Origin of the sequence: Enterobacter cloacae complex sp. FDA-CDC-AR_0164, assembly GCF_003071645.1 — a bacterium.
In the GTDB taxonomy this organism is placed as follows: Bacteria; Pseudomonadota; Gammaproteobacteria; order Enterobacterales; family Enterobacteriaceae; genus Enterobacter; species Enterobacter ludwigii.
In genome coordinates this window covers 1,359,962-1,383,270 of sequence record NZ_CP028950.1, presented here as the reverse complement: position 1 = coordinate 1,383,270, position 23,309 = coordinate 1,359,962, and the positions used below count along the sequence as shown (strand labels likewise).

General features: G+C 57.6%; 24 protein-coding genes and 1 other annotated feature. Of the genes, 16 read left to right on the top strand and 8 right to left on the bottom strand.

Translation table 11 applies throughout. The features are described from left to right. The first annotated feature begins 27 nt into the window (after positions 1-27). Complete coding sequence (locus AM410_RS06745) at positions 28-1,257, top strand: DUF3748 domain-containing protein (protein ID WP_073397608.1); 1,230 nt, start codon at positions 28-30, stop codon at positions 1,255-1,257. 10 nt (positions 1,258-1,267) lie between these two features. On the opposite strand, the gene AM410_RS06740 is transcribed toward AM410_RS06745, so the two are convergent. Further along, entirely contained in the window at positions 1,268-1,585 is a 318-nt protein-coding gene (locus tag AM410_RS06740; protein WP_025202651.1) for a YceK/YidQ family lipoprotein, read from the bottom strand. 248 nt (positions 1,586-1,833) lie between these two features. Next, positions 1,834-1,906: a sequence feature (ROSE (Repression Of Heat Shock gene Expression) occurs in the 5'-region of heat shock genes and acts as an RNA thermometer to modulate expression.), on the top strand. On the opposite strand from AM410_RS06740, the gene ibpA reads away from it, so the two are divergent. The 3 genes from ibpA (at position 1,900) to AM410_RS06725 (ending at position 4,689) form a co-directional block, all read left to right on the top strand. Beyond that, entirely contained in the window at positions 1,900-2,310 is a 411-nt protein-coding gene (gene ibpA / locus AM410_RS06735) for a small heat shock chaperone IbpA (RefSeq protein WP_008500162.1), read from the top strand. (Overlaps the previous feature by 7 nt.) 136 nt (positions 2,311-2,446) lie before the next feature. Then, positions 2,447-2,875 carry a small heat shock chaperone IbpB gene (ibpB, locus tag AM410_RS06730; protein WP_025202652.1) on the top strand — a complete coding sequence of 143 codons (429 nt, stop codon included), beginning with the start codon at positions 2,447-2,449 and terminating at the stop codon, positions 2,873-2,875. 152 nt (positions 2,876-3,027) lie between these two features. Then, positions 3,028-4,689 (top strand): putative transporter, encoded by a 1,662-nt coding sequence (locus AM410_RS06725; RefSeq protein WP_020882744.1) that lies wholly within the window; start codon positions 3,028-3,030, stop codon positions 4,687-4,689. Here the strand turns inward: AM410_RS06725 and AM410_RS06720 are convergent. Beyond that, positions 4,657-5,403, bottom strand: a complete 747-nt coding sequence (locus AM410_RS06720; RefSeq protein WP_047742691.1) for a GntR family transcriptional regulator — start codon at positions 5,401-5,403, stop codon at positions 4,657-4,659. The genes AM410_RS06725 and AM410_RS06720 overlap by 33 nt on opposite strands. A 223-nt stretch (positions 5,404-5,626) precedes the next feature. On the opposite strand from AM410_RS06720, the gene AM410_RS06715 reads away from it, so the two are divergent. From AM410_RS06715 to AM410_RS06700, 4 genes are all read left to right on the top strand, one after another. After that, on the top strand, positions 5,627-7,249 hold the full coding sequence (locus AM410_RS06715; RefSeq protein WP_073397501.1) for an alpha-glucoside-specific PTS transporter subunit IIBC: 1,623 nt from the start codon (positions 5,627-5,629) through the stop codon (positions 7,247-7,249). Beyond that, positions 7,246-8,568: a 6-phospho-alpha-glucosidase gene (locus tag AM410_RS06710; RefSeq protein ID WP_108647663.1), complete on the top strand. Its 1,323-nt coding sequence runs from the start codon at positions 7,246-7,248 to the stop codon at positions 8,566-8,568. The genes AM410_RS06715 and AM410_RS06710 overlap by 4 nt, the downstream gene beginning before the upstream one ends. Positions 8,569-8,659: 91 nt before the next feature. Beyond that, on the top strand, positions 8,660-9,007 hold the full coding sequence (locus AM410_RS06705) for a YidH family protein (protein ID WP_020882741.1): 348 nt from the start codon (positions 8,660-8,662) through the stop codon (positions 9,005-9,007). Then, positions 8,997-9,344 (top strand): DUF202 domain-containing protein, encoded by a 348-nt coding sequence (locus tag AM410_RS06700; RefSeq protein WP_014167977.1) that lies wholly within the window; start codon positions 8,997-8,999, stop codon positions 9,342-9,344. The genes AM410_RS06705 and AM410_RS06700 overlap by 11 nt, the downstream gene beginning before the upstream one ends. Here the strand turns inward: AM410_RS06700 and dsdA are convergent. Next, positions 9,328-10,620 carry a D-serine ammonia-lyase gene (gene dsdA / locus AM410_RS06695; RefSeq protein ID WP_044867174.1) on the bottom strand — a complete coding sequence of 431 codons (1,293 nt, stop codon included), beginning with the start codon at positions 10,618-10,620 and terminating at the stop codon, positions 9,328-9,330. The genes AM410_RS06700 and dsdA overlap by 17 nt on opposite strands. 17 nt (positions 10,621-10,637) lie before the next feature. Continuing rightward, positions 10,638-11,975 (bottom strand): D-serine transporter DsdX, encoded by a 1,338-nt coding sequence (gene dsdX / locus AM410_RS06690; protein WP_014167979.1) that lies wholly within the window; start codon positions 11,973-11,975, stop codon positions 10,638-10,640. 204 nt (positions 11,976-12,179) lie between these two features. Here dsdX and dsdC point away from each other — a divergent pair, with 204 nt between their 5' ends. Together dsdC and AM410_RS06680 are read left to right on the top strand one after the other, a co-directional pair. Continuing rightward, the gene (gene dsdC / locus AM410_RS06685; RefSeq protein ID WP_025206531.1) at positions 12,180-13,106 is read left to right on the top strand and encodes a DNA-binding transcriptional regulator DsdC; all 927 of its coding nucleotides are present in this window, start codon (positions 12,180-12,182) and stop codon (positions 13,104-13,106) included. A gap of 85 nt (positions 13,107-13,191) precedes the next feature. Continuing rightward, positions 13,192-14,280, top strand: a complete 1,089-nt coding sequence (locus tag AM410_RS06680) for a cellulase family glycosylhydrolase (protein WP_073397503.1) — start codon at positions 13,192-13,194, stop codon at positions 14,278-14,280. Here the strand turns inward: AM410_RS06680 and emrD are convergent. The 4 genes from emrD to tisB form a co-directional block, all read right to left on the bottom strand. Then, positions 14,183-15,367, bottom strand: coding sequence for a multidrug efflux MFS transporter EmrD (emrD, locus tag AM410_RS06675; protein WP_020882737.1), 1,185 nt, complete (start codon positions 15,365-15,367; stop codon positions 14,183-14,185). The two genes, AM410_RS06680 and emrD, sit on opposite strands and share 98 nt — an antisense overlap. Positions 15,368-15,542: 175 nt before the next feature. Further along, positions 15,543-16,376 carry an EamA family transporter gene (locus AM410_RS06670; protein ID WP_073397505.1) on the bottom strand — a complete coding sequence of 278 codons (834 nt, stop codon included), beginning with the start codon at positions 16,374-16,376 and terminating at the stop codon, positions 15,543-15,545. A gap of 62 nt (positions 16,377-16,438) precedes the next feature. Further along, positions 16,439-16,885 carry a GNAT family N-acetyltransferase gene (locus AM410_RS06665; RefSeq protein WP_014167984.1) on the bottom strand — a complete coding sequence of 149 codons (447 nt, stop codon included), beginning with the start codon at positions 16,883-16,885 and terminating at the stop codon, positions 16,439-16,441. 64 nt (positions 16,886-16,949) lie between these two features. Next, positions 16,950-17,039, bottom strand: a complete 90-nt coding sequence (gene tisB, locus AM410_RS06660) for a type I toxin-antitoxin system toxin TisB (protein ID WP_020684667.1) — start codon at positions 17,037-17,039, stop codon at positions 16,950-16,952. 525 nt (positions 17,040-17,564) lie between these two features. On the opposite strand from tisB, the gene ivbL reads away from it, so the two are divergent. From ivbL to AM410_RS06630, 6 genes are all read left to right on the top strand, one after another. Further along, positions 17,565-17,663, top strand: a complete 99-nt coding sequence (ivbL, locus tag AM410_RS06655; RefSeq protein ID WP_071605430.1) for an ilvB operon leader peptide IvbL — start codon at positions 17,565-17,567, stop codon at positions 17,661-17,663. Between the two features lie 107 nt (positions 17,664-17,770). Then, positions 17,771-19,459, top strand: a complete 1,689-nt coding sequence (gene ilvB / locus AM410_RS06650) for an acetolactate synthase large subunit (RefSeq protein WP_041162347.1) — start codon at positions 17,771-17,773, stop codon at positions 19,457-19,459. A 3-nt stretch (positions 19,460-19,462) separates the two neighbouring features. Beyond that, positions 19,463-19,750, top strand: coding sequence for an acetolactate synthase small subunit (gene ilvN, locus AM410_RS06645; RefSeq protein WP_014167986.1), 288 nt, complete (start codon positions 19,463-19,465; stop codon positions 19,748-19,750). Between the two features lie 73 nt (positions 19,751-19,823). Further along, entirely contained in the window at positions 19,824-20,417 is a 594-nt protein-coding gene (gene uhpA / locus AM410_RS06640; protein ID WP_014167987.1) for a transcriptional regulator UhpA, read from the top strand. Next, entirely contained in the window at positions 20,414-21,919 is a 1,506-nt protein-coding gene (gene uhpB / locus AM410_RS06635; RefSeq protein ID WP_025206526.1) for a signal transduction histidine-protein kinase/phosphatase UhpB, read from the top strand. The genes uhpA and uhpB overlap by 4 nt, the downstream gene beginning before the upstream one ends. Further along, positions 21,912-23,231: an MFS transporter gene (locus AM410_RS06630; RefSeq protein WP_014167989.1), complete on the top strand. Its 1,320-nt coding sequence runs from the start codon at positions 21,912-21,914 to the stop codon at positions 23,229-23,231. Before uhpB ends, AM410_RS06630 begins: the two co-directional genes overlap by 8 nt. Positions 23,232-23,309: the final 78 nt, after the last annotated feature.

Here is a 23,309-nt window from a genome sequence, read left to right as displayed (position 1 = left end):
GCGATAACTGCGCATCAGGGTAACGCCATGAAACAAATCACCTTCGCCTCCCGTCATCACCAGCTTACCAATATCAATACCTGGACGCCGGACAGCCAGTGGCTGGCCTACGATGTGCGTCCATCCGGCGCATCGTTCACCGGTGAAACCATTGAGCGGGTCAATGTCATTACGGGTGACGTCGAGGTGATCTATCGCGCCAGTCACGGTGCGCATGTTGGCGTGGTGACCGTTCATCCGCAGCAGGACAAATATGTCTTTATCCACGGCCCGGAAAACCCGGATGCAGACTGGCACTACGATTTTCATCATCGTCAGGGCGTGGTTGTACACAACGGTCAGGTGAGTAACCTGGATGCCATGGATATCACGCCGCCTTATACCGCAGGCGCGCTGCGTGGCGGCAGCCACGTGCACGTTTTTAGCCCTGACGGACAGTTCGTGAGCTTTACCTACAACGACCATGTATTGCATGAGCGTGACCCGAAGCTCGATTTACGCAACGTCGGCGTCGCAGCGCCTTTTGGCCCGGTGACGCCGCAAGGGACGCATCCACGTGAATATTCCGGCACCTTCTGGAGCGTGCTGGTGAGCCGCACGACGCCCGCACCTCAGCCCGGCAGCGATGAGATCAACCGAGCCTATGAAGAGGGTTGGGTGGGCAATGACAGGCTGGCGTTTATCGGCGATACCGTGTCTGCGACAGGCGAGAAAGTGCCAGAACTGTTTATTGTGGATCTGCCCAACGACGAGCAGGGATGGAAACGCGCGGGCGATGCGCCGCTGCAGGGGACTCCTGAGACGCTGCCTGCGCCCCCGGCGGGTGTCATGCAGCGCCGGCTGACCTTTACCCACCAGCGGGCATTCCCGGGGCTGGTAAACGTGCCGCGTCACTGGGTGCGCTGCAACCCGCAGGGGACGCAGATTGCGTTTCTGATGCGTGATGATAAGGGCATTGTGCAGCTGTGGCTTATCGCTCCAGAAGGCGGCGAACCACGCCAGTTGACGCATAACGAAAGTGACATTCAGTCGGCATTTACCTGGCACCCAGCCGGTCACTGTCTGGGATTTGTGCTGGAAGAGCGGATTGCCTGCTGTGATGCGCAAACCGGAGAGGTGACGTTTTTGACGTCCGATCACGGCAATCCACCGTCTGGTGATGCGGTCGTGTTTTCCCCGGACGGGCGTTTTATTGCATGGATGGAAGAGACAGAAGGTTTCCGTCAGCTTTGGCTAACGGAAACCGGGCAGCGTTAACGCGTTGGCGTTAAGCGGGTGGAATGACGGAATTGGTGGCCAGATTTTGCTGCTCGCTTTTCTCTACCCGCGAGCGCACGGAGCTGTCCTTACGGAACATATCCCACGGCAGCAAAAGCGTATCGGCCACAGCCGTAAACGGCATATCCAGGATGACCAGGGATTTTGTGCCCCAGTTGGTATCGTCATCGGAGATCATCTCAGCGCTGGCACGCGTCCCCGGATATGTTCCTTCTTTACCGCCGGTGTGAGACATCACGCTCGAACACCCGCAAAGTAAAACAACCCCGCTGAACGTCGTCAGCTTTATCAGAACATTTTTCATCATCACTCAGTCATCGTTAATGGCACTGCATAAACCTGCAACTCAGGGTTATAGCGAGCCTCGTTCAAAATGGATAGCCCGATAACCCCGCACTGTGGCAGCCATCGCAATTTAACCCTTTGTGCTGTTGTCCCAGTCTAAGCGAGATGCACGAAAGTGCAAAAAAAAGTGCGCCCGCTGCGCTTGAAAAGACCGGTTCCAGACCCATTTTAAGAATGTGACCCGATAACGAACACGCCTGCGGGGTGTTCAGGGGCACACTGGCCTGTCCATGGTGGAAGGCTACAATTTCTCGCTGATTTCAGGAGCTTTTATTTATGCGTAACTTCGATCTTTCCCCGCTATACCGTTCTGCAATTGGTTTTGACCGCCTGTTTAACCATTTAGAAAATAACCAAAGCCAGAGCAACGGCTACCCTCCATACAATGTTGAACTGGTTGATGAAAACCACTACCGCATCGCCATTGCCGTCGCCGGTTTTGCAGAGAACGAACTGGAGATCACCGCGCAGGACAACCTGCTGGTGGTGAAAGGTTCACATACGGCCGAGCAGAAAGAACGCACCTACCTTTATCAGGGTATCGCCGAGCGCAACTTTGAACGCAAGTTCCAGTTAGCCGAGAACATTCACGTGAAAGGCGCGAACCTGGTCAACGGCCTGCTGTTTATCGAACTGGAACGTGTGATTCCGGAAGAGAAAAAACCGCGCCGTATCGAGATCAACTGATTATGCGGGTCGCGCGAGCGGCCCACCCAGAATTGCTTGCCGTAATGGGAGCATATGTGAATCCATGAGGATTTGCAGGAACAACTGCGCACAAAAATAAACTGTGCCGAACTCGCTTCTCAGAAGGAGATTTAGTATGCGTAACTACGATTTATCCCCCCTGCTGCGTCAGTGGATTGGTTTTGACAAACTGGCTAATGCCCTGCAAAGCACCACCGAGCAACAGACGTTTCCGCCGTACAACATCGAAAAAAGCGATGACAACCACTATCGCATCACCCTTGCGCTGGCCGGGTTCCGCCAGGACGATCTGGATATTCAGCTCGAAGGCACGCGCCTGACCGTGAAAGGTACGCCGGAAAAACAAGAAACCGAGACCAAATGGCTGCACCAGGGCCTGGTTAATCAGCCGTTTAGCCTGAGCTTTACTCTGGCTGACCATATGGAAGTGTCCGGCGCGACATTTACCAACGGGCTGCTGCATATCGACCTGACCCGCAACGTGCCGGAAGCCATTGCACCGCAGCGTATCGCCATTAGCGAGCGTCCTGCGCTGAACAGTTAACCCTCTGCGGGTTGTTGCCTCTCCCACAGGGAGAGGATGAAAAGATAAAGCCCTGCCCCGGCAGGGCTTTTTTGTGCGCCATCGCCCATACAACCGCGTGCGGCTCTGAGAGAATCCTTAGCATAACTAAGGTTATGCACAGGAAGTGGATCATGAGTGATATCGCGTTAACCGTTAGCGTGTTGGCCCTGGTCGCAGTGGTGGGTCTGTGGATTGGCAATGTTAAAATCCGCGGCGTCGGATTTGGGATAGGCGGGGTGCTGTTCGGCGGGATTTTTGTCGGCCATTTTGCCGACCAGCTTGGGCTGGTGCTCAGCGCCGAAATGCTCCATTTCATCCAGGAATTCGGTCTGATCCTCTTCGTCTACACCATCGGTATTCAGGTGGGGCCTGGCTTTTTCGCTTCCCTTCGGGTCTCCGGATTACGGCTGAACCTGTTTGCCTTCGGCATTGTGGTGATGGGAGGGCTGGTCACCGCCATTCTGCATAAGCTCTTCGATATTCCGCTGCCGGTGGTGCTGGGTATTTTCTCCGGGGCGGTCACCAATACGCCTGCACTGGGTGCGGGTCAGCAAATTCTGCGCGATCTTGGCATCTCTCCCGGTATTGTCGACCAGATGGGGATGAGCTACGCCATGGCCTATCCGTTTGGGATTTGCGGCATTTTGCTCTCCATGTGGCTGGTGCGGGTACTCTTTCGCATTAACGTCGAAAACGAGGCGAAAGACCACGAAACCACGCTCACCAACGGTCATATGCCGATCAAAACCATCAACATTCGCGTCGATAACCCCAACCTTAACAATATGGCGATTCAGGATGTGCCGATCCTGAACAGCGCCAATATTATCTGCTCACGCCTTAAACGTGACGATATGCTGATGGTACCTGCGCCCGGGACCATTATTCAGCAGGGTGACCTGCTGCACCTGGTCGGACAGCCCGGGGATTTAAACAACGCGCGGCTGGTGATTGGTCAGGAGGTGGAGACCTCGCTCTCCACGCGCGGCACCGATATGCGTGTAGAGCGCGTCGTGGTGACCAACGAGCACGTGCTTGGCAAGAAAATACGCGATTTGCAGGTTAAGGAGCGCTATGACGTCGTGATCTCCCGTCTTAACCGTGCTGGGGTGGAACTGGTCGCCAGCCCGGAAGCCAGCCTGCAGTTCGGCGATATCCTGAACCTGGTTGGGCGCCCGTCATCCATTGATGCGGTAGCGGACATGGTGGGTAACGCCCAGCAAAAACTGCAGCAGGTGCAGATGTTGCCGGTCTTTATCGGTATCGGGCTGGGAGTGCTGCTTGGCTCCATTCCGCTGTATGTCCCGGGTTTTCCGGTTGCGCTCAAGCTGGGCCTGGCGGGTGGACCGCTGATTATGGCACTGATCCTCGGGCGTATCGGCTGTATCGGTAAACTCTACTGGTTTATGCCGCCAAGCGCCAACCTGGCGCTGCGCGAGCTGGGAATTGTGCTGTTTCTGGCGGTGGTCGGCCTGAAATCCGGGGGCGATTTTATCGATACCCTGGTGAAGGGCGAGGGGATGAGCTGGGTTGGCTACGGGATATTTATCACGGCGATTCCGCTCCTGACGATGGGGATCCTGGCGCGGATGTTCGCCAAAATGAACTATCTGACGCTCTGCGGCATGCTCGCCGGATCAATGACTGACCCACCCGCACTGGCCTTTGCCAACAACCTGCACGCCACCAGCGGCGCGGCGGCGCTGTCATACGCCACGGTCTACCCGCTGGTGATGTTCCTGCGCATTATTACCCCGCAGCTACTGGCGGTGCTGTTCTGGGGGATGAGTTAGCAGGTCTTCCGGGTGGATGCGCCGCAGATGGTAGTCCACCTGGTAATCACGGGTATTACGGAACATCACGGAATAATTGAGAAATTCGCCGCTGTCGCTGTAGGAGAGAGACGTTATCCGCAGCAGCGGCGTCTGTTCCGGCAGGTTCAGGTAACCGGCGAGCTGTTTATCTGCCAGCACCGGCGTCAGGCTCTCGTAGTTGCCGCTGATGGTTATTCCGCACTCCTTCTCGATGTAATCAAACTTCGACCCCTCCAGATGTGCCAGTGAAAGCGTGCGGAACAGCTTCACGGGCATAAAGCTGTCCTCCAGCATCAGGGGTTTTCCGTCGACATAACGCACCCGGCGCGAGAAGTAGATGCGCTCATCCACCTGAATGCGGAGCTGGCTGGCGATAGCGGGCGGGGCGGGCATCACTTCGAACTGTAGCACCTTGCTCTGCACCTCTTTTCCCTGCTGGCGCAGCACCTCCACCAGCCCGGTCAGATTGGTGGTTTCGTGGTGGACATCTTTACGCGCCACGAATGTCCCGCTACCGTGTCGGCGTTCAACCAGCCCCCAGTTCACCAGCAGATCCAGCGCCTTTCGAATGGTCATCCGCGCCACGCCAAACTCCTGCGCCAGCGCTTTCTCACCCGGCAGCGGACTCCCGATATTGTAGTCCGACGAATTTAGCCGCAGCCGCAACCTGTCAGCGATAGATTTGTAGATCACCAGTAGACCTCTCTGCCCGTATTAACGCGTGGCTTGCGTCCTGACATGTCCATATTAAGCACGAAAAGTAGACCTGATTGGTCAAAATAAAACCATGAATGCGATCACGAATCGCAGCGGCACGTCATGTTCGCCCATGGGTAAATTCTTATGCTCACTTCAGGCCCAGCAAAAAATCATAAAGGCCTCTACCCCCTACAGGTTGTTACGTGAGGATTTAAAAATGCTCAGTCAAATACAACGTTTTGGCGGCGCCATGTTTACCCCGGTGTTGTTATTTCCCTTTGCCGGGATCGTGGTCGGGATCGCCATCATGCTTCGCAACCCGCTGTTTGTGGGCGAGGCCTTAACCGCCCCCGATAATCTGTTCGCGCAAATTGTTCACATCATTGAAGAGGGCGGCTGGGCGGTGTTTCGCAATATGCCGCTGATTTTTGCCGTGGGTTTACCGATTGGTCTGGCGAAGCAGGCGCAGGGACGTGCCTGTCTGGCGGTGCTAATCAGTTTTCTGACCTGGAACTACTTTATCAATGCGATGGGGATGACATGGGGTCATTTCTTTGGCGTCGACTTCGCCGCTGAGCCCACTGCCGGCAGCGGACTGGCCATGATTGCCGGTATCAAAACGCTCGATACCAGCATCATTGGGGCGATTGTGATTTCGGGGATTGTCACCGCCATCCACAACCGCTATTTCGACAAGCAGTTGCCTGTTTTCCTGGGGATTTTTCAGGGCACCTCGTTTGTCGTTATCCTCGCGTTCTTTGTGATGATCCCCTGCGCCTGGCTGACGCTGCTGGGCTGGCCGAAAGTGCAGCTGGGCATTGAGTCCCTGCAGGCCTTTTTACGCTCTGCCGGTGCGCTGGGGGTGTGGGTTTATACCTTCCTGGAACGCATTCTGATCCCTACCGGATTACACCACTTTGTCTACGGTCCGTTTATCTTTGGCCCGGCAGCGGTCGAGGGCGGCATCCTGGTTTATTGGGCGCAGCATCTTCAGGAATTTAGCCAAAGCACGCTGCCGCTGAAAACCCTGTTCCCGGAAGGCGGTTTTGCGCTTCATGGCAACGCCAAAGTGTTTGGCTCTGTCGGGATTGCGCTGGCGCTCTGGTACACCGCGTCACCGGAAAACCGCGTCAAAGTGGCAGGCCTGCTGATCCCGGCCACGCTGACCGCCGTGCTGGTGGGCATTACCGAGCCGCTGGAATTCACCTTCCTGTTCATTTCGCCGCTGCTGTTTGCCGTCCACGCCGTTCTGGCCGCCACGATGGCGACGGTGATGTACATCTTCGGCGTCGTGGGCAACATGGGCGGCGGACTGCTGGACCAGTTTCTGCCGCAAAACTGGATCCCCATGTTCCACAACCACGCCTCGACGGTATTCACCCAGATGGGTATCGGTCTTTGCTTCACCGGCCTCTATTTCGTGGTCTTCAAAACGCTGATTGAACGGCTGAACCTTAAAACCCCGGGCCGTGAAGAGAGCGAAGTCAAACTTTACAGCAAGGCGGATTATAAAGCGGCGCGCGGGCAAACCACCGCACCGGCTGCCGCCAGCCAGCAGGTTGGGCAAGCCGCCGGATTCCTGCAGGCGCTGGGCGGCGCGGCCAATATCGAAAGCATTAATAACTGCGCCACCCGCTTACGTATCGCGCTGGTCGACATGGCGCAAACCCAAAGCGACGACGTCTTTAAGGCCCTGGGTGCACACGGTGTGGTGCGACGCGGCAACGGCATTCAGGTGATTGTTGGACTGCACGTCCCTCAGGTGCGAGACCAGCTTGAATCGCTGATGAAAACCCCTTCAACAAACGAACAAACTACCCTGACAGAGGCTATATCATGAAAAAATTCTCAGTTGTCATTGCAGGCGGCGGCAGTACCTTCACGCCGGGGATCGTCCTGATGCTGTTAGCCAACCGCGACCGTTTTCCGCTGCGCGCGCTGAAATTCTATGACAACGACGGCGCACGTCAGGAGACCATCGCCGAGGCGTGCAAGATCATCCTTAAAGAGCAGGCTCCGGAGATTGAGTTTAGCTACACCACCGATCCTGACGCGGCCTTTACCGACGTCGATTTTGTGATGGCACATATCCGCGTGGGGAAATACCCGATGCGTGAAAAAGACGAGAAAATCCCCCTGCGTCACGGTGTGCTGGGTCAGGAGACCTGCGGACCCGGCGGGATCGCCTACGGCATGCGCTCTATTGGCGGCGTGCTGGAGCTGGTCGATTACATGACACAATACTCCCCGAATGCGTGGATGCTGAACTACTCGAACCCGGCGGCCATCGTGGCTGAAGCGACCCGTCGCCTGCGACCCAACGCCAAAATCCTCAACATCTGCGATATGCCCATCGGCATAGAAGGGCGTATGGCGCAGATAGTCGGCCTTAAAGACCGTAAAGAGATGCGCGTGCGTTACTACGGACTGAACCACTTCGGATGGTGGACATCCATTGAAGATGCAAACGGCAATGATTTAATGCCGAAACTGCGCGAATATGTCGCGAAAAATGGCTATGTGCCGCCCTCTGACAATGCCCATACCGAAGCCAGCTGGAACGACACGTTCGCGAAGGCAAAAGATGTGCAGGCGCTGGATCCGGACACCATGCCAAACACCTATTTGAAATACTACCTGTTCCCGGACTACGTGGTCGCGCACTCCAATCCGGAACGCACGCGCGCTAACGAGGTGATGGATCACCGTGAGAAGCATGTGTTCAGCGCCTGCCGGGCGATTATCGAAGCCGGTGTATCGTCCGCCGGGGAGCTGGAAATCGACGAACATGCGTCGTACATCGTCGATCTGGCGACTGCGATTGCCTTCAACACTCAGGAGCGCATGCTGCTGATTGTGCCCAACAACGGTGCCATTCATAACTTTGATGCCGACGCGATGGTAGAAATTCCGTGCCTGGTCGGTCATAACGGGCCGGAGCCGTTAACGGTGGGCGATATTCCACACTTCCAGAAAGGGTTGATGAGCCAACAGGTAGCGGTGGAAAAACTGGTAGTGGATGCCTGGGAGCAGCGCTCGTACCAGAAATTGTGGCAGGCGATTACGCTGTCGAAAACGGTGCCGAGCGCCTCCGTTGCGAAAGCGATTCTGGATGACCTGATCGAGGCCAACAAAGCGTACTGGCCAGCGCTGCATTAATCGTCCTGACCGGCATCGCCCGATGCCGGTCTCCTTGTCCTTGTCGATTTACGCTATGCTGGAACCTGCCTGTAGCAGACAAGGAATCTTCATGAAAATTTCCCGCCTCGGTGAAGCCCCTGACTACCGCTTCTCGCTGGCTAATGAGCGTACGTTCCTCGCATGGATCCGCACCGCGTTGGGCTTTCTCGCCGCGGGTGTGGGGCTTGACCAGCTCGCGCCTGATTTTGCCACGCCGCTGATCCGCGAAGTGCTGGCGTTGCTGCTGTGCCTGTTTGCCGGCGTGCTGGCCATATACGGCTACCTGCGCTGGCTGCGTAACGAAAAGGCGATGCGGCTTAAGCAGGATCTTCCCTATACGCGTGGGTTACTCATCATCAGCATGATTTTGCTGGCGGTAGCGGGCGTGGTGATGGTGCTGGTGTTGTATGGTGGATAACCGCAAAGCGCGACGCGAAGCCGACCCCGGCCTGCAGCCGGAGCGGACGTCGCTGGCCTGGCTGCGTACGTTACTGGGGTATGGCGCGCTGATTGCCCTCGCCATCAAGCACAACTGGCATCGCACAGGCGTGCCATTCTGGATCTCACTGGTCGTGCTGGCGCTTGTGGCGATCGTTTTGTGGCGCTATACCCGCAGTCGCAACGTAATGGATGTGACGCAGGACGATTTTGTACAGCCGAAGGCGGTGCGCGATAAGTTCCTGATCGCCCTCGCGGTGCTGTCGTTGTCACTGCTGTTTGCGGTCACCCATCTGCAGTTTATTTTTTCCCTTTAGCCAGGTACTTCGCCATCTCGTCTTCCGGCACCATTCCGCCGCCGGTTGCCCAGACCAGATGGGTCGCGTTCGCGGATGCGACAGGAACACGCAGCGGCCCGGCCATGCCCGCCAGCGCCGACGGCTCAAGGCGAATGCCTTCTTCCTGCGCCAGCCAGCCGAGCATGTCGTACATGCTTTGATCGGAAAGGGTATAGAACCCGTCAAGCAGCCGCTCCATCGCCCGGCCCACAAAGCCAGACGCGCGTCCAACCGCTAGCCCGTCGGCGGCCGTCACGTTGTCGATACCCAGATCCTGCACGGCGATGGCATCATGCAGCCCGGTGTAGACCCCCAGCAGCATGCACGGGGAGTGCGTCGGCTCGGCGAAGAAACAGTGTACGTTGTCGCCAAAGGCCAGCTTCAGGCCAAACGCCACGCCGCCAGGACCGCCACCGACGCCACAGGGCAAATAGACGTACAGCGGATGTTCCGCATCCACCACGCGACCCTGTGCGGCAAACTGCGCTTTTAGCCGCTCGCCTGCCACCGCATAGCCGAGGAACAGCGTGCGGGAGTTCTCATCGTCGATAAAGAAACAGTTCGGATCGCTCTCCGCGGCCTTACGTCCTTGCTCCACCGCCACGCCGTAATCCTGCTCATATTCCACGACGATCACACCGTGGCTGCGCAGTTTGGCTTTTTTCCACTCACGGGCATCGGCAGACATGTGCACCGTAACCTGAAAGCCGATGCGCGCGCTCATGATGCCAATGGACATCCCGAGGTTGCCGGTGGATCCCACCGCGATACTGTACTGGCTGAAGAACGTTTTAAAACGCGGTTCCAGCAGGATGCTGTAATCGTCTTCGACGCTTAGCAACCCTGCTTCCAGCGCCAGTTTCTCGGCGTGAGTCAGCACTTCATAGATGCCCCCGCGCGCTTTGATGGAGCCAGAGATAGGCAGATGACTGTCTTTTTTCAGCAGCAGCGTGCCGGGAATGGCCACCCCCGATTCGTTCTCCAGCCTTTTCTGCATCGCCGGGATAGCCACCAGTTCGGACTCGATAATCCCCTGCGTGGCCGCCGTTTCGGGGAACGCTTTTGCCAGATACGGCGCAAAGCGGTTAAGGCGTGCATGCGCGTCGTCCACATCGGCTTTGCTCAGCCCGACATACGGCAACCCTTCAGCAAGCGAGGTGGTGCGTGGGTTTAGCCAGGTGGTCTCTTTCAGGGCAATCAGATCCTCAATCAGAGGGAACTGTGCGGTTAAGGTGCTGATAGTTGCGTTTTCCATAGTACGTCTCTTCGCGCTCAGATAATGAAAGAAAGCAGGAATGTGCTGCCAAGTGCAAGTACCGAGGCGATAAACGTCGCCGTCGTATAGTACTTCAGGGTCTCGTTCAGGCTGGCACCGCAGTACTGCTTCACCAGCCAGAAGAGGGAATCGGTCACGATCGTGCAGCCAATGGCACCGGAACCGATGGCAATGGTGATGATCTCCGGACTGACGTTAGGATAGAGCGGCAGCATGGGTGCGACGATGGCAGTTGCGCCCATCATCGCCACCGTTGCCGACCCCACCGCCGCGTGCAGAACCAGCGCCACCAGCCACGCGAGCAGGATCGGGTGCATATTCAGGTTCGACAGAATGTGCGCCAGGGTATCGGCCAGGCCGCTGGTTTTGAGGATGGCGTTAAACGCGCCGCCCGCGCCGATAATCAACAGAATGTTGGCGATGGCGCCAAAGCCATGCTCGGTATGGGTCAGCATCGTACCCATCCCCATATGCTGGCGCAGCCCCAGCAGGTAATAGGCGACGAACACGGCGATGAACATGGCGGTGATCGGGTTACCGATAAATTCCAGCAGCGTATACAGCGTGCCTTCTCTTGCCATATTCAGCTCGGCGAGGGTCTTCACCAGCATCAGGCCAATGGGCAGCAGCACGGTAAACAGCGTGGCTCCCAGCGAGGGCAGCGTATGTTCTTCACGAACATTGAGGTCAGAAAATTCAGCCGGGACGGCTTTGAAGGGCAGGCGATCGCCCAGCAATTTCAGGAACAGCGGGCCGCCAACCAGCGAGGCCAGCAGGCCAACCATCAGACCGTAGACGATAACCGTCCCCACGTCCGCCCCCAGCTTATTCGTGACAAACAGGGCCGCCGGGTGCGGCGGAACCACGCAGTGCACCGCCATCAGCGCGGTACAGAGGGGAATGGCCAGCTTCAGCAGCGAGGTATGGGTCTTTTTGGCGATGGAGAAGGCCAGCGGGATAAGCAGGACGACGCCGACTTCAACAAACAGCGTAATGCCGCAGATAAGCCCCACCAGTACCATGATGACATCAGCTGACAGCCAGCGGCAACGCTGAAGCGCTATCCCAATGCGTTCTGCCGCACCGGACACTTCCATCATCTTGCCGAGGATGGTGCCAAGCCCGATCACCGCCGCCAGGAAGCCGAGCGTGCCGCCAATACCGCTTTCAATGGCATTCACCATGTCCAGCGGGCGCATTCCCATCATGGCACCGACAAAAAAGCTCGCCAGCAGCAGCGCCAGGAACGGGTGAAACTTCAGTTTTACGATAGTTAATACGATTAACGCGATGCTGATGAGCAGCGTCGCCACAACCCAGACCTGAGCACCCATATCTCACCTCACCCTTATGTTATTTACGGGTATTGGACGAAAAATCAGCGGGTGCTGACAAACGATATAAATTGCCTTTCAGATGAGCCAGATTGGATCAAACGCGTGACTGGACTCAAAAAAGCGCACTTAATGCGTATTTGGTTCACATAAATTCAACTTTGAGCGGTATTCTGAGCAGCAAAAGTCTGTGTGAGAAGTGCGATGAATGACGCAAATGAAGGCCGAAACCGGCTGTTAAACGGCTGGCAGCTGTCAAAAATGTATACGTTTGAAGTGGCCGCCCGCCACGAGTCCTTCGCGCTGGCGGCGGAGGAGCTGTCGCTCAGCCCCAGTGCGGTGAGTCACCGTATCAACCTGCTGGAAGAGGAGTTAGGGATAGCGCTGTTTGTCCGCTCCCACCGTAAAGTGGAGCTGACGCAGGAGGGGAAACGCGTCTACTGGACGCTGAAATCGTCGCTGGATACGTTGAACCAGGAGATCCTGGATATCAAGAATCAGGCGCTGTCCGGCACGTTGACGGTTTACTCTCGCCCGTCGATTGCCCAGTGCTGGCTGGTGCCTATGCTCGGAGATTTCACCCGGCGTTATCCCGCGATCTCGCTGACCATCCTGACCGGCAATGAAAACGTCAATATGCAGCGAACCGGTATCGATCTGGCGCTCTATTTCGACGATACGCCGCCAGCCAATTTGACGCATCACTTCCTGATGGACGAGGCGATTTTACCCGTCTGCTCGCCGGCGTATGCCCGGGAACATGACCTGCTGAAAAATCCCGCCCACCTCAGCCACTGTACGCTCCTGCACGATCGCCAGGCCTGGAGCAACGATTCCGGTACCGACGAATGGCTCAGCTGGGCGGCACATTTTGCAGTGAACATGCCATCATCATCGGGCATTGGCTTCGATCGTTCTGATTTAGCGATTGTCGCGGCAATGAACCATGTCGGGGTCGCGATGGGGCGAAAACGGCTGGTACAAAAGCGGCTCGAACGCGGTGAGTTGATTGCACCGTTTGGGGAGAAAACGCTTAAATGCCATCAGCATTACTACATGTCGACCCTGCCAGGACGACAGTGGCCGAAAATAGATGCCTTTATTAGCTGGCTGAGAGAACTGGCTGGCTGAAGAATTATTACGCTTTGGCGCTACACCAAATGTGAAAAAGCGTGCTAAATACAGGTAATGCTTTTGATTTCTCGCAAGGTACACCGTGTTAAAGCCTTTGATTGCCACTGCGTTACTGTTCTCTTCCGGCTGGGTGATTGCCGCTGAGCCACCGCTGACGGCTGCGCTTTATGCGCAAAAGCTGGGCGTGGGGATGGACGTAGACTGGGCGCGCACCGAGCGCGGCATTCGGGAGTTCGATCCGCTGGTGGTTCGCGATTTTCGTGCGAAGGGTATCAGCCATGTGCGTATCCGCGTGGCCGATGAACCGACGGAGGCGCGGCTGATTCATCTGCGTAAGCTGGTGGAAGCCTGCGAGCAATACGGGGTGATCCCGATTATCGCTTATCAGGCCGATGAATATAAAAACGACCCGAAAGCCGAGACGGAAAAAGAGGTGATTAACTGGTGGATTGCCGTGGCGCACTACTTCGGCCAAAGCTATCCCCTGCTGGGTTTTGACCTGATTTATGAACCGGCGGACAAGCTCAACCATAACGCCGCGTCGCTTAACCGGGTTTACGAGAAAACTGTCAAAGACATTCATGCAATTGATGCTAATCGCATGATCTTCATCGCGCCACGTCTGCGGGCTGCGCCAGAAGACCTCTCCAGCCTGAAACTCCCGGCGCACAGCCAAAATTATCTGCTGGCGGAGTGGCACATTTTCCCGTGGGGTCCGCTAAAGAGTAACGGTAAATATCCGTGGACGTCCGGGACGGTGGCGGAGAAAGCGGCTATCCATAATCGTATTGCGACCGCGCTGCACTGGCAGCAAAAAACCGGTCACGTCAGCTGGGTGGGCGGCTGGGGCGTGGGTGAATCAACTCACTTCACCCCCACCGCATCGCAAATGGCGTTTGCCTCGTTTATGGCCTGCGAACTGCAAAAGGCCAAAATTCCCTACGCTATCAACGCGGATATTCAGTTTTACGACGGGGAAGAGGGCGCCTGGCGTCCTGCGCCAGAGCCGCTGCTGCAGGCCATGATCGCGCCTGTTTGTGAAAAGCCCGGCGAGAAGCCGGGCCATCATGCGGTTAAACCGGCTGCTCGTGATGGGGAACACGCGACGCCAGCGGCAGCCAGCACAGTAAAATCAGCAGCCCCATCAGCGTCATCAGCAAACCCAGACTAGCCTGGCCAGTTTGCGGCATCATCGCCGAGAGCCAGGCCAGCGCGCCGGAACCGATGTTCTGCAGTCCCCCCACCAGTGCGCCCGCCGTGCCTGCGAGGAACGGGAACGGCTCCATTGCGCCGCTGGTGGCGAGCGGGAACAGCATCCCCGCGCCGAAGAAGAACAGCGCTGCCGGGATCAGGAGCGTCCAGACGGTCATCACGCCAAACAGCCCCGGGATCCACATCATCAGACCTGCCAGCAGGCAGCTGATCACCGACTGCCACATCAGCGTTGAGAAACGCTTGTTCTGACGGCCGGCAAACCAGGCACCAAAGAACGCGGCCGGGATGGGCAGAATAAACAGGATACTGACCACCATGCTGCTCAGGCCAAGCCCGGCACCCAGCAGCACGCCGGAGCAGGCTTCAAACACGGCAATACCCGCCAGGCCACCAACCAGCATCAGCAGATAACAGGTAAACGCGCCGTTGCCGAACAGCGTTTTATAGCTGGTGATAAGGCGGGTGCGTGGCGCGTCCGTTGGGCGGGTTTCCGGCATCCACCGCGCCATGCTGAAGGTCACAATTACGCACAGCACCAGCAGGAAAGCGTAGCAGGCACGCCAGGACCACATCGTATCGAGCAGGCCACCAATCAGCGGCGCCAGCAGCGGGCTAACCAGAATGCCCATATTTAACAAACTGTTGGCATGGCGGAGCTGGGTGCCCTGATAGAGATCGCGTGGCAGGGTTCGCGCCATCACCCCACCGACGCCGGTGCCGACACCCTGCAGGGCGCTGGCGGCAATCAATATGGTCAGGTTATGGGTGGTAATGGCAATCACCGTCGCCACCATGAAAATGGACATACCCACCAGAATCACCGGGCGACGCCCGACGCGGTCAGACAGCGGTCCATAGAACAGCTGCGAAACGCCATAGGTCAGCAGATAAGCTGCCATTACGCTCTGTACTGCGCCCTCGCGGACGTTAAGTTCCTTTGCCATATCGGCGATCGCCGGAATGTAGATGGTTTGCGCCATCTGACCGACGGCCACCAGTAACACCAGCATCAACAATAAGTTAACGTTCCTGTGTTTTTTCATGTCGCTGAATACTTTTGCCAAAAGAGAGAAATAAAGAATAAGTGACTACGCATTCCCATAAATGCGCGAGGAATCTACCACAGAGAGATGACAAATTAAGCATTCCTGTGATGAATGTCAGAAGGGGTAAAGGCAGGATTTGTAAACAAGATCGGCAACTAATGTTGCCAGTGATTTATGCCAGGCGCAGCAGGATCGCCCCGCCCGCAATTCCCACTGCGGCCGCGATACGCAGTCCCGCAACCTTCTCTTTTAACAGCACAAATGCGATCAGCGCCCCGAAGAGGATGGATGTTTCACGCAGGGCGGCGACCACGGCCAGCGGAGCCTGGGTCATCGCCCAGAGCGCCAGCCCGTAAGAGCCCATGGTGCCGATACCCCCGAGCAGCCCTTTTTTCCAGTGCGTACGCAGGTATCTGGAAGCTTCGCGTCGGCGCGCCAACATCGCCCAGAAGAGCAGGCAGAAACCATTCATAAAGAAGGTCCATAGCGTATAGCCCAGCGCGGTGTCTGATAACCGCACGCCGGTGCCATCGACCAGCGTATACCCGGCGATAAAGCAGGCATTGAGCAGGGCAAGCCAGACCCCCTTACGCGACGTCATGCGGCCGTTCATGGCCATAGCCAGAATCGACAGGCAGATCACGGCGATGCCGGACCACGCGAGCCATGACAGGCTATCTCCCAGCACCAGCACGCTTATCAATGCCACCAGCAGCGGTGCCGTACCGCGCATCAGCGGATAGGTCTGGCTCATATCGGAGACCTGGTAGGTCTTTGCAACCAGCACCGTGTACACCACCTGCAGCGCGCAGGAGACCCCTAAAAACGGCCAGCTGGCAGCAGACGGCTGTGGGGAGAAGGGCAGTAATACCAGGGCGATAAACGCGGCGGAACCGCTAACGCTGATTGCTGAATAGAGCTTGTCTGTACCGGCTTTAACAATGGCGTTCCAGCTGGCATGCAGCAGCGCGGCGAACAGTAAAATGCAGAAGACGGTAATGGTCATGGCGTATCTGGCGGTGAATTGTCACTCAACTGTAACATTCACCACCTGATGCTGCCAGCCGGTCACACCGCGCAAAACAGACGGTGTGTGACCCGTGGTTCATCCGAGACCAGCGTAAAGCCCGCCTGATGATAAAACCCGTATGCAGCGTCCGGCGCGTGGGTGTTGAGAAAATCAAACCAGATGCTGGCATCGGCCATTACCACGGTCAGAAGCTGCTTACCAATGCCCAGCCCGCGGCACTTCTCGCTGACGTAGAGATGACGAATGCGGCCGGCGCGCGGTTGCTGGCTGAAGGGATCGCGGTTAAGACCGCATACGCCCACCAGCTTGCCGTTCAAAAAGGCGCCCAGCAGCTTTTCGCCCGGTGCGTTAAAACGGTTTTCACCGCGCTGCCAGTTCTCTTCCAGCCGGCGCAGCATGTTGAAATTCGATGCGATACTTTCGGCCTTTAAGGCGATATAGCCAGGTTCTTCTGGCGTGACAGGCTCAATTAACAGACGCGACATAGCATTCCCTCGTTATTAAAGAGGGGCGGTTGCCCGCCCCTCTCAGGTGCGACTTGAACCTGAATCACCGAAGGTATTTCAGGACAGCATCAAGTAGTTGCAGTACAGCAACAATGAGTTTGAGGATAAGTATCACCATATCCACTACGCTCATACGCGTCTCCTTTTGGTTAAAAGGAGCACGATGCTGGCGTACCTTTCCGCCGCCTGTGACCAGCACCTGGATTGACGTAACACAGTGTGCTCACTTCAGGGGGTTAAGGCACTGACGGCACCACCCGTTTCAGCCAGGACTTCGTTGCGCCGGTAGAACTGCGGCCCCCTCGCTCACTGCGAACACCCTCAGTATAGATAAATACTGTATGCATGAACAGTATTTTTTGGACAAAATTCAGAAGGCGGTCCATACTCAAAAACGTCAAAATCCGTGCCTGAATTGCGCGTTCGTCTTCGATCGCGTATACTTTTTGCGTTGACGTAACACAGTGTGTTCTGCGGCGACCAACCGCAAAACCTCTGAAAAAAAACCTCGCTCAGGCGAGGTTTTTTGTTTTCTGCACGCAACAAACGAAACGTGATCTTCGACGCATTTTTGCGCAGATGAAAATATTTCCATTGTCATGCCCGAAAAGCTGTGTTTGTATAAATTCTATCAATAGATTCCAAACACAGGTCCCCAATGACAGCATCCATGTTCACCTCGACCCTACTAGCAACTGCGCAACCAGCCGCAGTGGTCGTCGTGCGTGTGGTGGTGGTCGTCGGCAATGCGCCGTAGGGACTGGATCAACACACGAATCCAAAACCCCGCCGGCGCAAACCGGGCGGGGTTTTTCGTTTAAGGACCCTCCCCGGAAAGTCGGCTCAGAAGAAAAGGACTGGAGCATGGCAAGTTCGGGCACAACATCCACCAAAACGCGTTTCACGGGCGCGCAGTTAATCGTTCATTTGCTGGAACGACAGGGCATCACCACGGTTGCGGGGATCCCGGGCGGCACCGTGCTGCCGCTGTATGATGCGTTAAGCCAAAGCACGCAGATTCGTCACGTTCTGGCGCGTCACGAGCAGGGCGCGGGTTTCATCGCTCAGGGCATGGCGCGTACGCAGGGCAAACCCGCGGTCTGTATGGCCTGCAGTGGCCCGGGTGCGACTAACCTGGTCACCGCTATCGCCGACGCGCGCCTGGACTCAATTCCACTGATCTGCATCACCGGCCAGGTGCCGTCCTCCATGATCGGTACCGATGCGTTTCAGGAAGTGGATACCTACGGCATCTCTATCCCCATCACTAAACATAACTATTTAGTTCGCGATATCGCCGAGCTTCCTCAGGTTATCAGCGATGCGTTTCGTATTGCGCAATCCGGCCGTCCCGGCCCGGTGTGGATAGACATTCCTAAGGATGTTCAGACCGCAGAGATCGAGATTGACGTGCTGCCGGAGCCGGGTGAACGTGCGCCAGCGCCGCAATTCCGCGCAGAGAGCGTGCAGGCTGCAGCGGCGATGATTAACGCCGCCAGACGCCCGGTGCTTTATCTGGGTGGCGGGGCGATTAATGCCTCCGACGCGGTACGCCAGCTCGCAGAGAAAGCCAGCCTGCCCACCACCATGACCCTGATGGCGCTGGGTATGTTGCCAAAAGCGCACCCGCTGTCGCTGGGTATGCTGGGGATGCACGGCGCGCGCAGCACGAACTATATTCTGCAAGAAGCGGATTTGCTGATTGTTCTGGGTGCACGTTTTGATGACCGGGCGATTGGCAAGACCGAGCAGTTCTGCCCGAACGCCAAAATCATCCATGTGGATATCGACCGTGCCGAGCTGGGTAAAATCAAGCAGCCGCATGTGGCGATTCAGGGTGATGTTGCCGAGGTGCTGGCGCAGTTGATTCCGCAAACGGACGCTTCCGATCGCGCCGACTGGCGTCAGCTGGTTGCCGATCTGCAAAAAGAGTTCCCGGGCGCTATCCCAACCGAGGGGGACCCGCTGAGCCATTACGGGCTGATTAACGCCGTGGCCGCCTGCGTTGATGACAGCGCGATTATCACCACCGACGTGGGCCAGCACCAGATGTGGACCGCCCAGGCCTACCCGCTGAACCGTCCGCGTCAGTGGCTGACCTCGGGTGGGCTGGGGACCATGGGCTTTGGCCTGCCGGCGGCAGTGGGCGCGGCGCTGGCCAATCCCGATCGCAAGGTGATCTGCTTCTCCGGTGACGGTAGCCTGATGATGAACATTCAGGAAATGGCGACGGCAGCCGAAAACCAGTTAGACGTGAAAATCATCCTGATGAACAACCAGGCGCTGGGGCTGGTGCACCAGCAGCAGAGTCTGTTCTATACGCAGGGCGTGTTTGCCGCGACCTATCCAGGCACGATTAACTTTATGCAGATTGCCGCCGGTTTTGGCCTGCATACCTGCGATTTGAACGCCGAAGCGGACCCTCATGCGGCGCTGCAGGCGGCGATTTCTCGTCCTGGCCCGGCGCTGATCCACGTGCGTATCGATCCTGAACAAAAAGTGTACCCGATGGTGCCGCCAGGTGCGGCAAATACTGAGATGGTGGGGGAATAAGCCATGCAGAAACAACATGATAACGTCATTCTGGAACTCACCGTCCGCAACCACCCTGGCGTGATGACGCACGTCTGTGGGCTTTTTGCCCGCCGCGCGTTTAACGTGGAAGGTATCCTCTGTCTGCCCATTCAGGGCAGCGAGCACAGCCGCATCTGGCTACTGGTGAATGACGATCAGCGTCTGGAGCAAATGATTGCGCAGATCGACAAGCTGGAAGATGTCGAGAAAGTGGTGCGCAACCAGTCCGATCCCACCATGTTTAACAAAATTGCGGTGTTCTTCGAGTAAATAGCGCAAAGCTTGAACCCCCACGCGCTTATCGTTAAGGTAAGCGCGTTTTTTAACCCGCCAGGAACGCGCCATGACCACCATCGCCCTTATCGACGACCACCTCATCGTCCGCTCCGGATTTGCCCAGCTGCTGAACCTTGAGCCTGATTTTCAGGTGGTGGCGGAGTTCGGCTCCGGTCGCGAGGCGCTGGCTGGTTTGCCCGGGCGCGGTGTCCAGGTCTGTATCTGCGATATCTCGATGCCGGATCTCTCCGGACTCGAGCTGCTGAGCCAGTTACCGAAAGGGATGGCGATCGTGATGCTCTCGGTCCATGACAGCCCGGCGCTGGTTGAGCAGGCACTGAACGCAGGCGCACGTGGATTTCTTTCCAAGCGCTGCAGCCCGGACGAACTGATCGCTGCCGTGCGCACGGTCTCCACCGGCGGGTGCTACCTGACGCCGGATATCGCCATCAAGCTGGCGGCAGGGCGACAGGACCCACTCACCCGACGCGAACGTCAGGTGGCAGAAAAACTGGCACAGGGGATGTCGGTGAAAGAGATTGCCGTGGACCTGGGGCTGTCGCCAAAAACCGTTCACGTTCACCGCGCTAATCTGATGGAAAAACTCGGCGTCAGTAATGACGTTGAGCTGGCGCGCCGCATGTTCGACAGCTGGCAATGAACCCGCTGTTTTCACGGCTGATCGCCGTTGCTGCCAGTTTTTCCATTTTCTCCGCCGCCTGGTTCTGCCTGTGGAGCATCAGCCTGCATCTGGTTGAACGCCCGGAGCTGGCGGTGCTGCTTTTCCCGTTTGGCCTGCGTCTGGGGCTGATGCTGCAATGCCCGCGCGGTTTTTGGCCGGTACTGCTGGGCGCCGAATGGCTGATGCTGGTCTGGCTGGCGCAGGAGGTGGCGCTGGCGCACTTGCCTTTACTGGTGACGGGGAGCGTACTCACGCTGATCCCGGTGGCGCTGATCTCCCGTTATCGTCACCAGCGCGACTGGCGCACGCTGCTGCGTCAGGGGGCTGCGCTGATTGCCGCCGCGCTGTTGCAGTCCCTGCCGTGGACCGGCGAGGAGGAGATGCTTAACGCCCTTCTGCTGACGCTGACCGGCGGTCTGACGCTGGCTCCCACCTGCCTGGTTATCTGGCACTACCTCACCAGTACCGTCTGGCAGCCGCTCGGACCGGCGCTGGTCTCTCAGCCGGTAAACTGGCGCGCCCGGCATCTTATCTGGTATCTGCTGCTGTTTGCGATCAGCCTGTGGCTGCAGCTTGGCCTGCCCGATGAGCTGTCGCGCTTTACCCCGTTTTGCCTGGCGTTGCCGATTATTGCCCTTGCGTGGCACTACGGCTGGCAGGGCGCGCTGATTGCCACCCTGATGAACGCTATCGCGCTGATTGCCAGCCAGACCTGGCACGATCACCCCGTCGATTTACTGCTCTCCCTGCTGGCCCAGAGCCTGACCGGGCTGCTGCTGGGGGCAGGGATTCAGCGCCTGCGTGAACTTAACCACTCATTACAAACCGAGCTGGCGCGTAATCGCCGTCTGGCAGAACGCCTGCTGGAAACGGAAGAGAGCGTCCGGCAGGAGGTGGCCCGCGAGTTGCACGATGACATCGGCCAGACCATTACCGCCATTCGCACTCAGGCGGGCATCGTTCAGCGTCTGGCGGCCGAAAACGCCGGGGTAAAGCAGGGCGGGGCACATATCGAACAGCTCTCTCTTGGCGTGTATGACTCGGTGCGGCGACTGCTTGGCAGGCTGCGACCGCGCCAGCTGGACGATCTTACGCTTGAGCAGGCGGTACGGTCTCTGATGCGCGAGATGGAGCTGGAAAGCCGCGGGATCGTCAGCCATCTTGACTGGCGCATCAATGAATCTTTGCTGAGCGAGGGCCAGCGCGTCACGCTGTTCCGCGTCTGTCAGGAAGGGCTGAATAATATTGTTAAGCACGCCAGCGCCAGCGCGGTAACGCTGCAGGGATGGCAACAGGATGAACGCCTGATGCTGGTGATTGAAGATGATGGCTGCGGTCTGCCGCCGGGCTCCGGCCAGCTGGGTTTTGGCCTGGCGGGCATGCGTGAGCGCGTCAAGGCGTTGGGCGGCACCCTGACGATCTCCTGCACCCACGGCACGCGCGTCAGCGTCAGTTTACCGCTGAGGAGTCAGCATGTTTAAAACCCCGGCGAATGCCGCCCCGCTAAACGATAAACGTGAAATTGACGCCCGCTATCGTTACTGGCGTCGCCATATCCTGATCACCATCTGGCTGGGGTATGCGCTTTTTTACTTTACCCGCAAAAGTTTCAACGCCGCCGCGCCGGAAATCCTCGCCAGCGGGGTGATGACACGCACCGATATTGGCCTGCTGGCGACGCTGTTTTACATCACCTACGGCCTGTCGAAGTTCTTCTCCGGTATCGTCAGCGACCGCTCGAATGCCCGTTATTTTATGGGCTCTGGACTCATTGCCACCGGGGTGGTGAACATTCTGTTTGGCTTCTCCACCTCGCTCTGGGCCTTTGCGCTGCTGTGGGCGTTGAACGCCTTTTTCCAGGGATGGGGCGCGCCGGTGTGTGCCCGTCTGCTCACCGCCTGGTACTCGCGCAACGAGCGTGGCGGCTGGTGGGCTATCTGGAACACGGCGCATAACGTCGGGGGGGCGCTTATTCCGATGGTGGTCGGGGCGGCGGCGCTGCACTACGGCTGGCGCACGGGAATGATGATTGCCGGCGGGCTGGCGATCGTTGCCGGGCTGTTTCTTTGCTGGCGACTGCGTGACAGGCCACAAACCGTGGGCCTGCCCGCGGTAGGCGACTGGCGGCACGACGAGATGGAAGTCGCTCAACAGCAGGAAGGTGCAGGGCTGACGCGTAAAGAGATCCTCACCAAATATGTGCTGTTAAATCCCTATATCTGGTTACTCTCCCTCTGCTACGTGCTGGTCTACGTGGTGCGTGCGGCGATCAACGACTGGGGCAATCTGTATATGTCCGAAACCCTGGGCGTCGATCTGGTGACCGCCAACTCGGCGGTGACGATGTTCGAGCTGGGCGGCTTTATCGGCGCGCTGGTGGCGGGATGGGGCTCGGATAAGCTCTTCAACGGTAACCGCGGGCCGATGAACCTGATCTTCGCCGCCGGGATTTTGCTTTCCGTTGGTTCGCTATGGCTGATGCCGTTTGCCAGCTACGTGATGCAGGCGGCGTGTTTCTTCACCACCGGCTTTTTCGTCTTTGGCCCGCAGATGCTGATCGGCATGGCGGCGGCGGAGTGTTCACACAAAGACGCCGCGGGGGCCGCGACGGGCTTTGTCGGGCTGTTTGCTTACCTTGGCGCTTCGCTCTCCGGCTGGCCGCTGGCGCGGGTGATCGACGTCTGGCACTGGAGCGGTTTCTTCGCCGTGATCGCCATCGCGGCAGGAATTTCGGCCCTGCTGCTGCTGCCGTTCCTGCATGCGCAGGCACCGCGCGAGGCACACGAAGCGTGATGTGCTTCACCTTTTCATCCCGAATGGCGCAAAACTAAGAAATTTTCCTGGTTTCACCTGGACGCTGTCTCAGGCGTC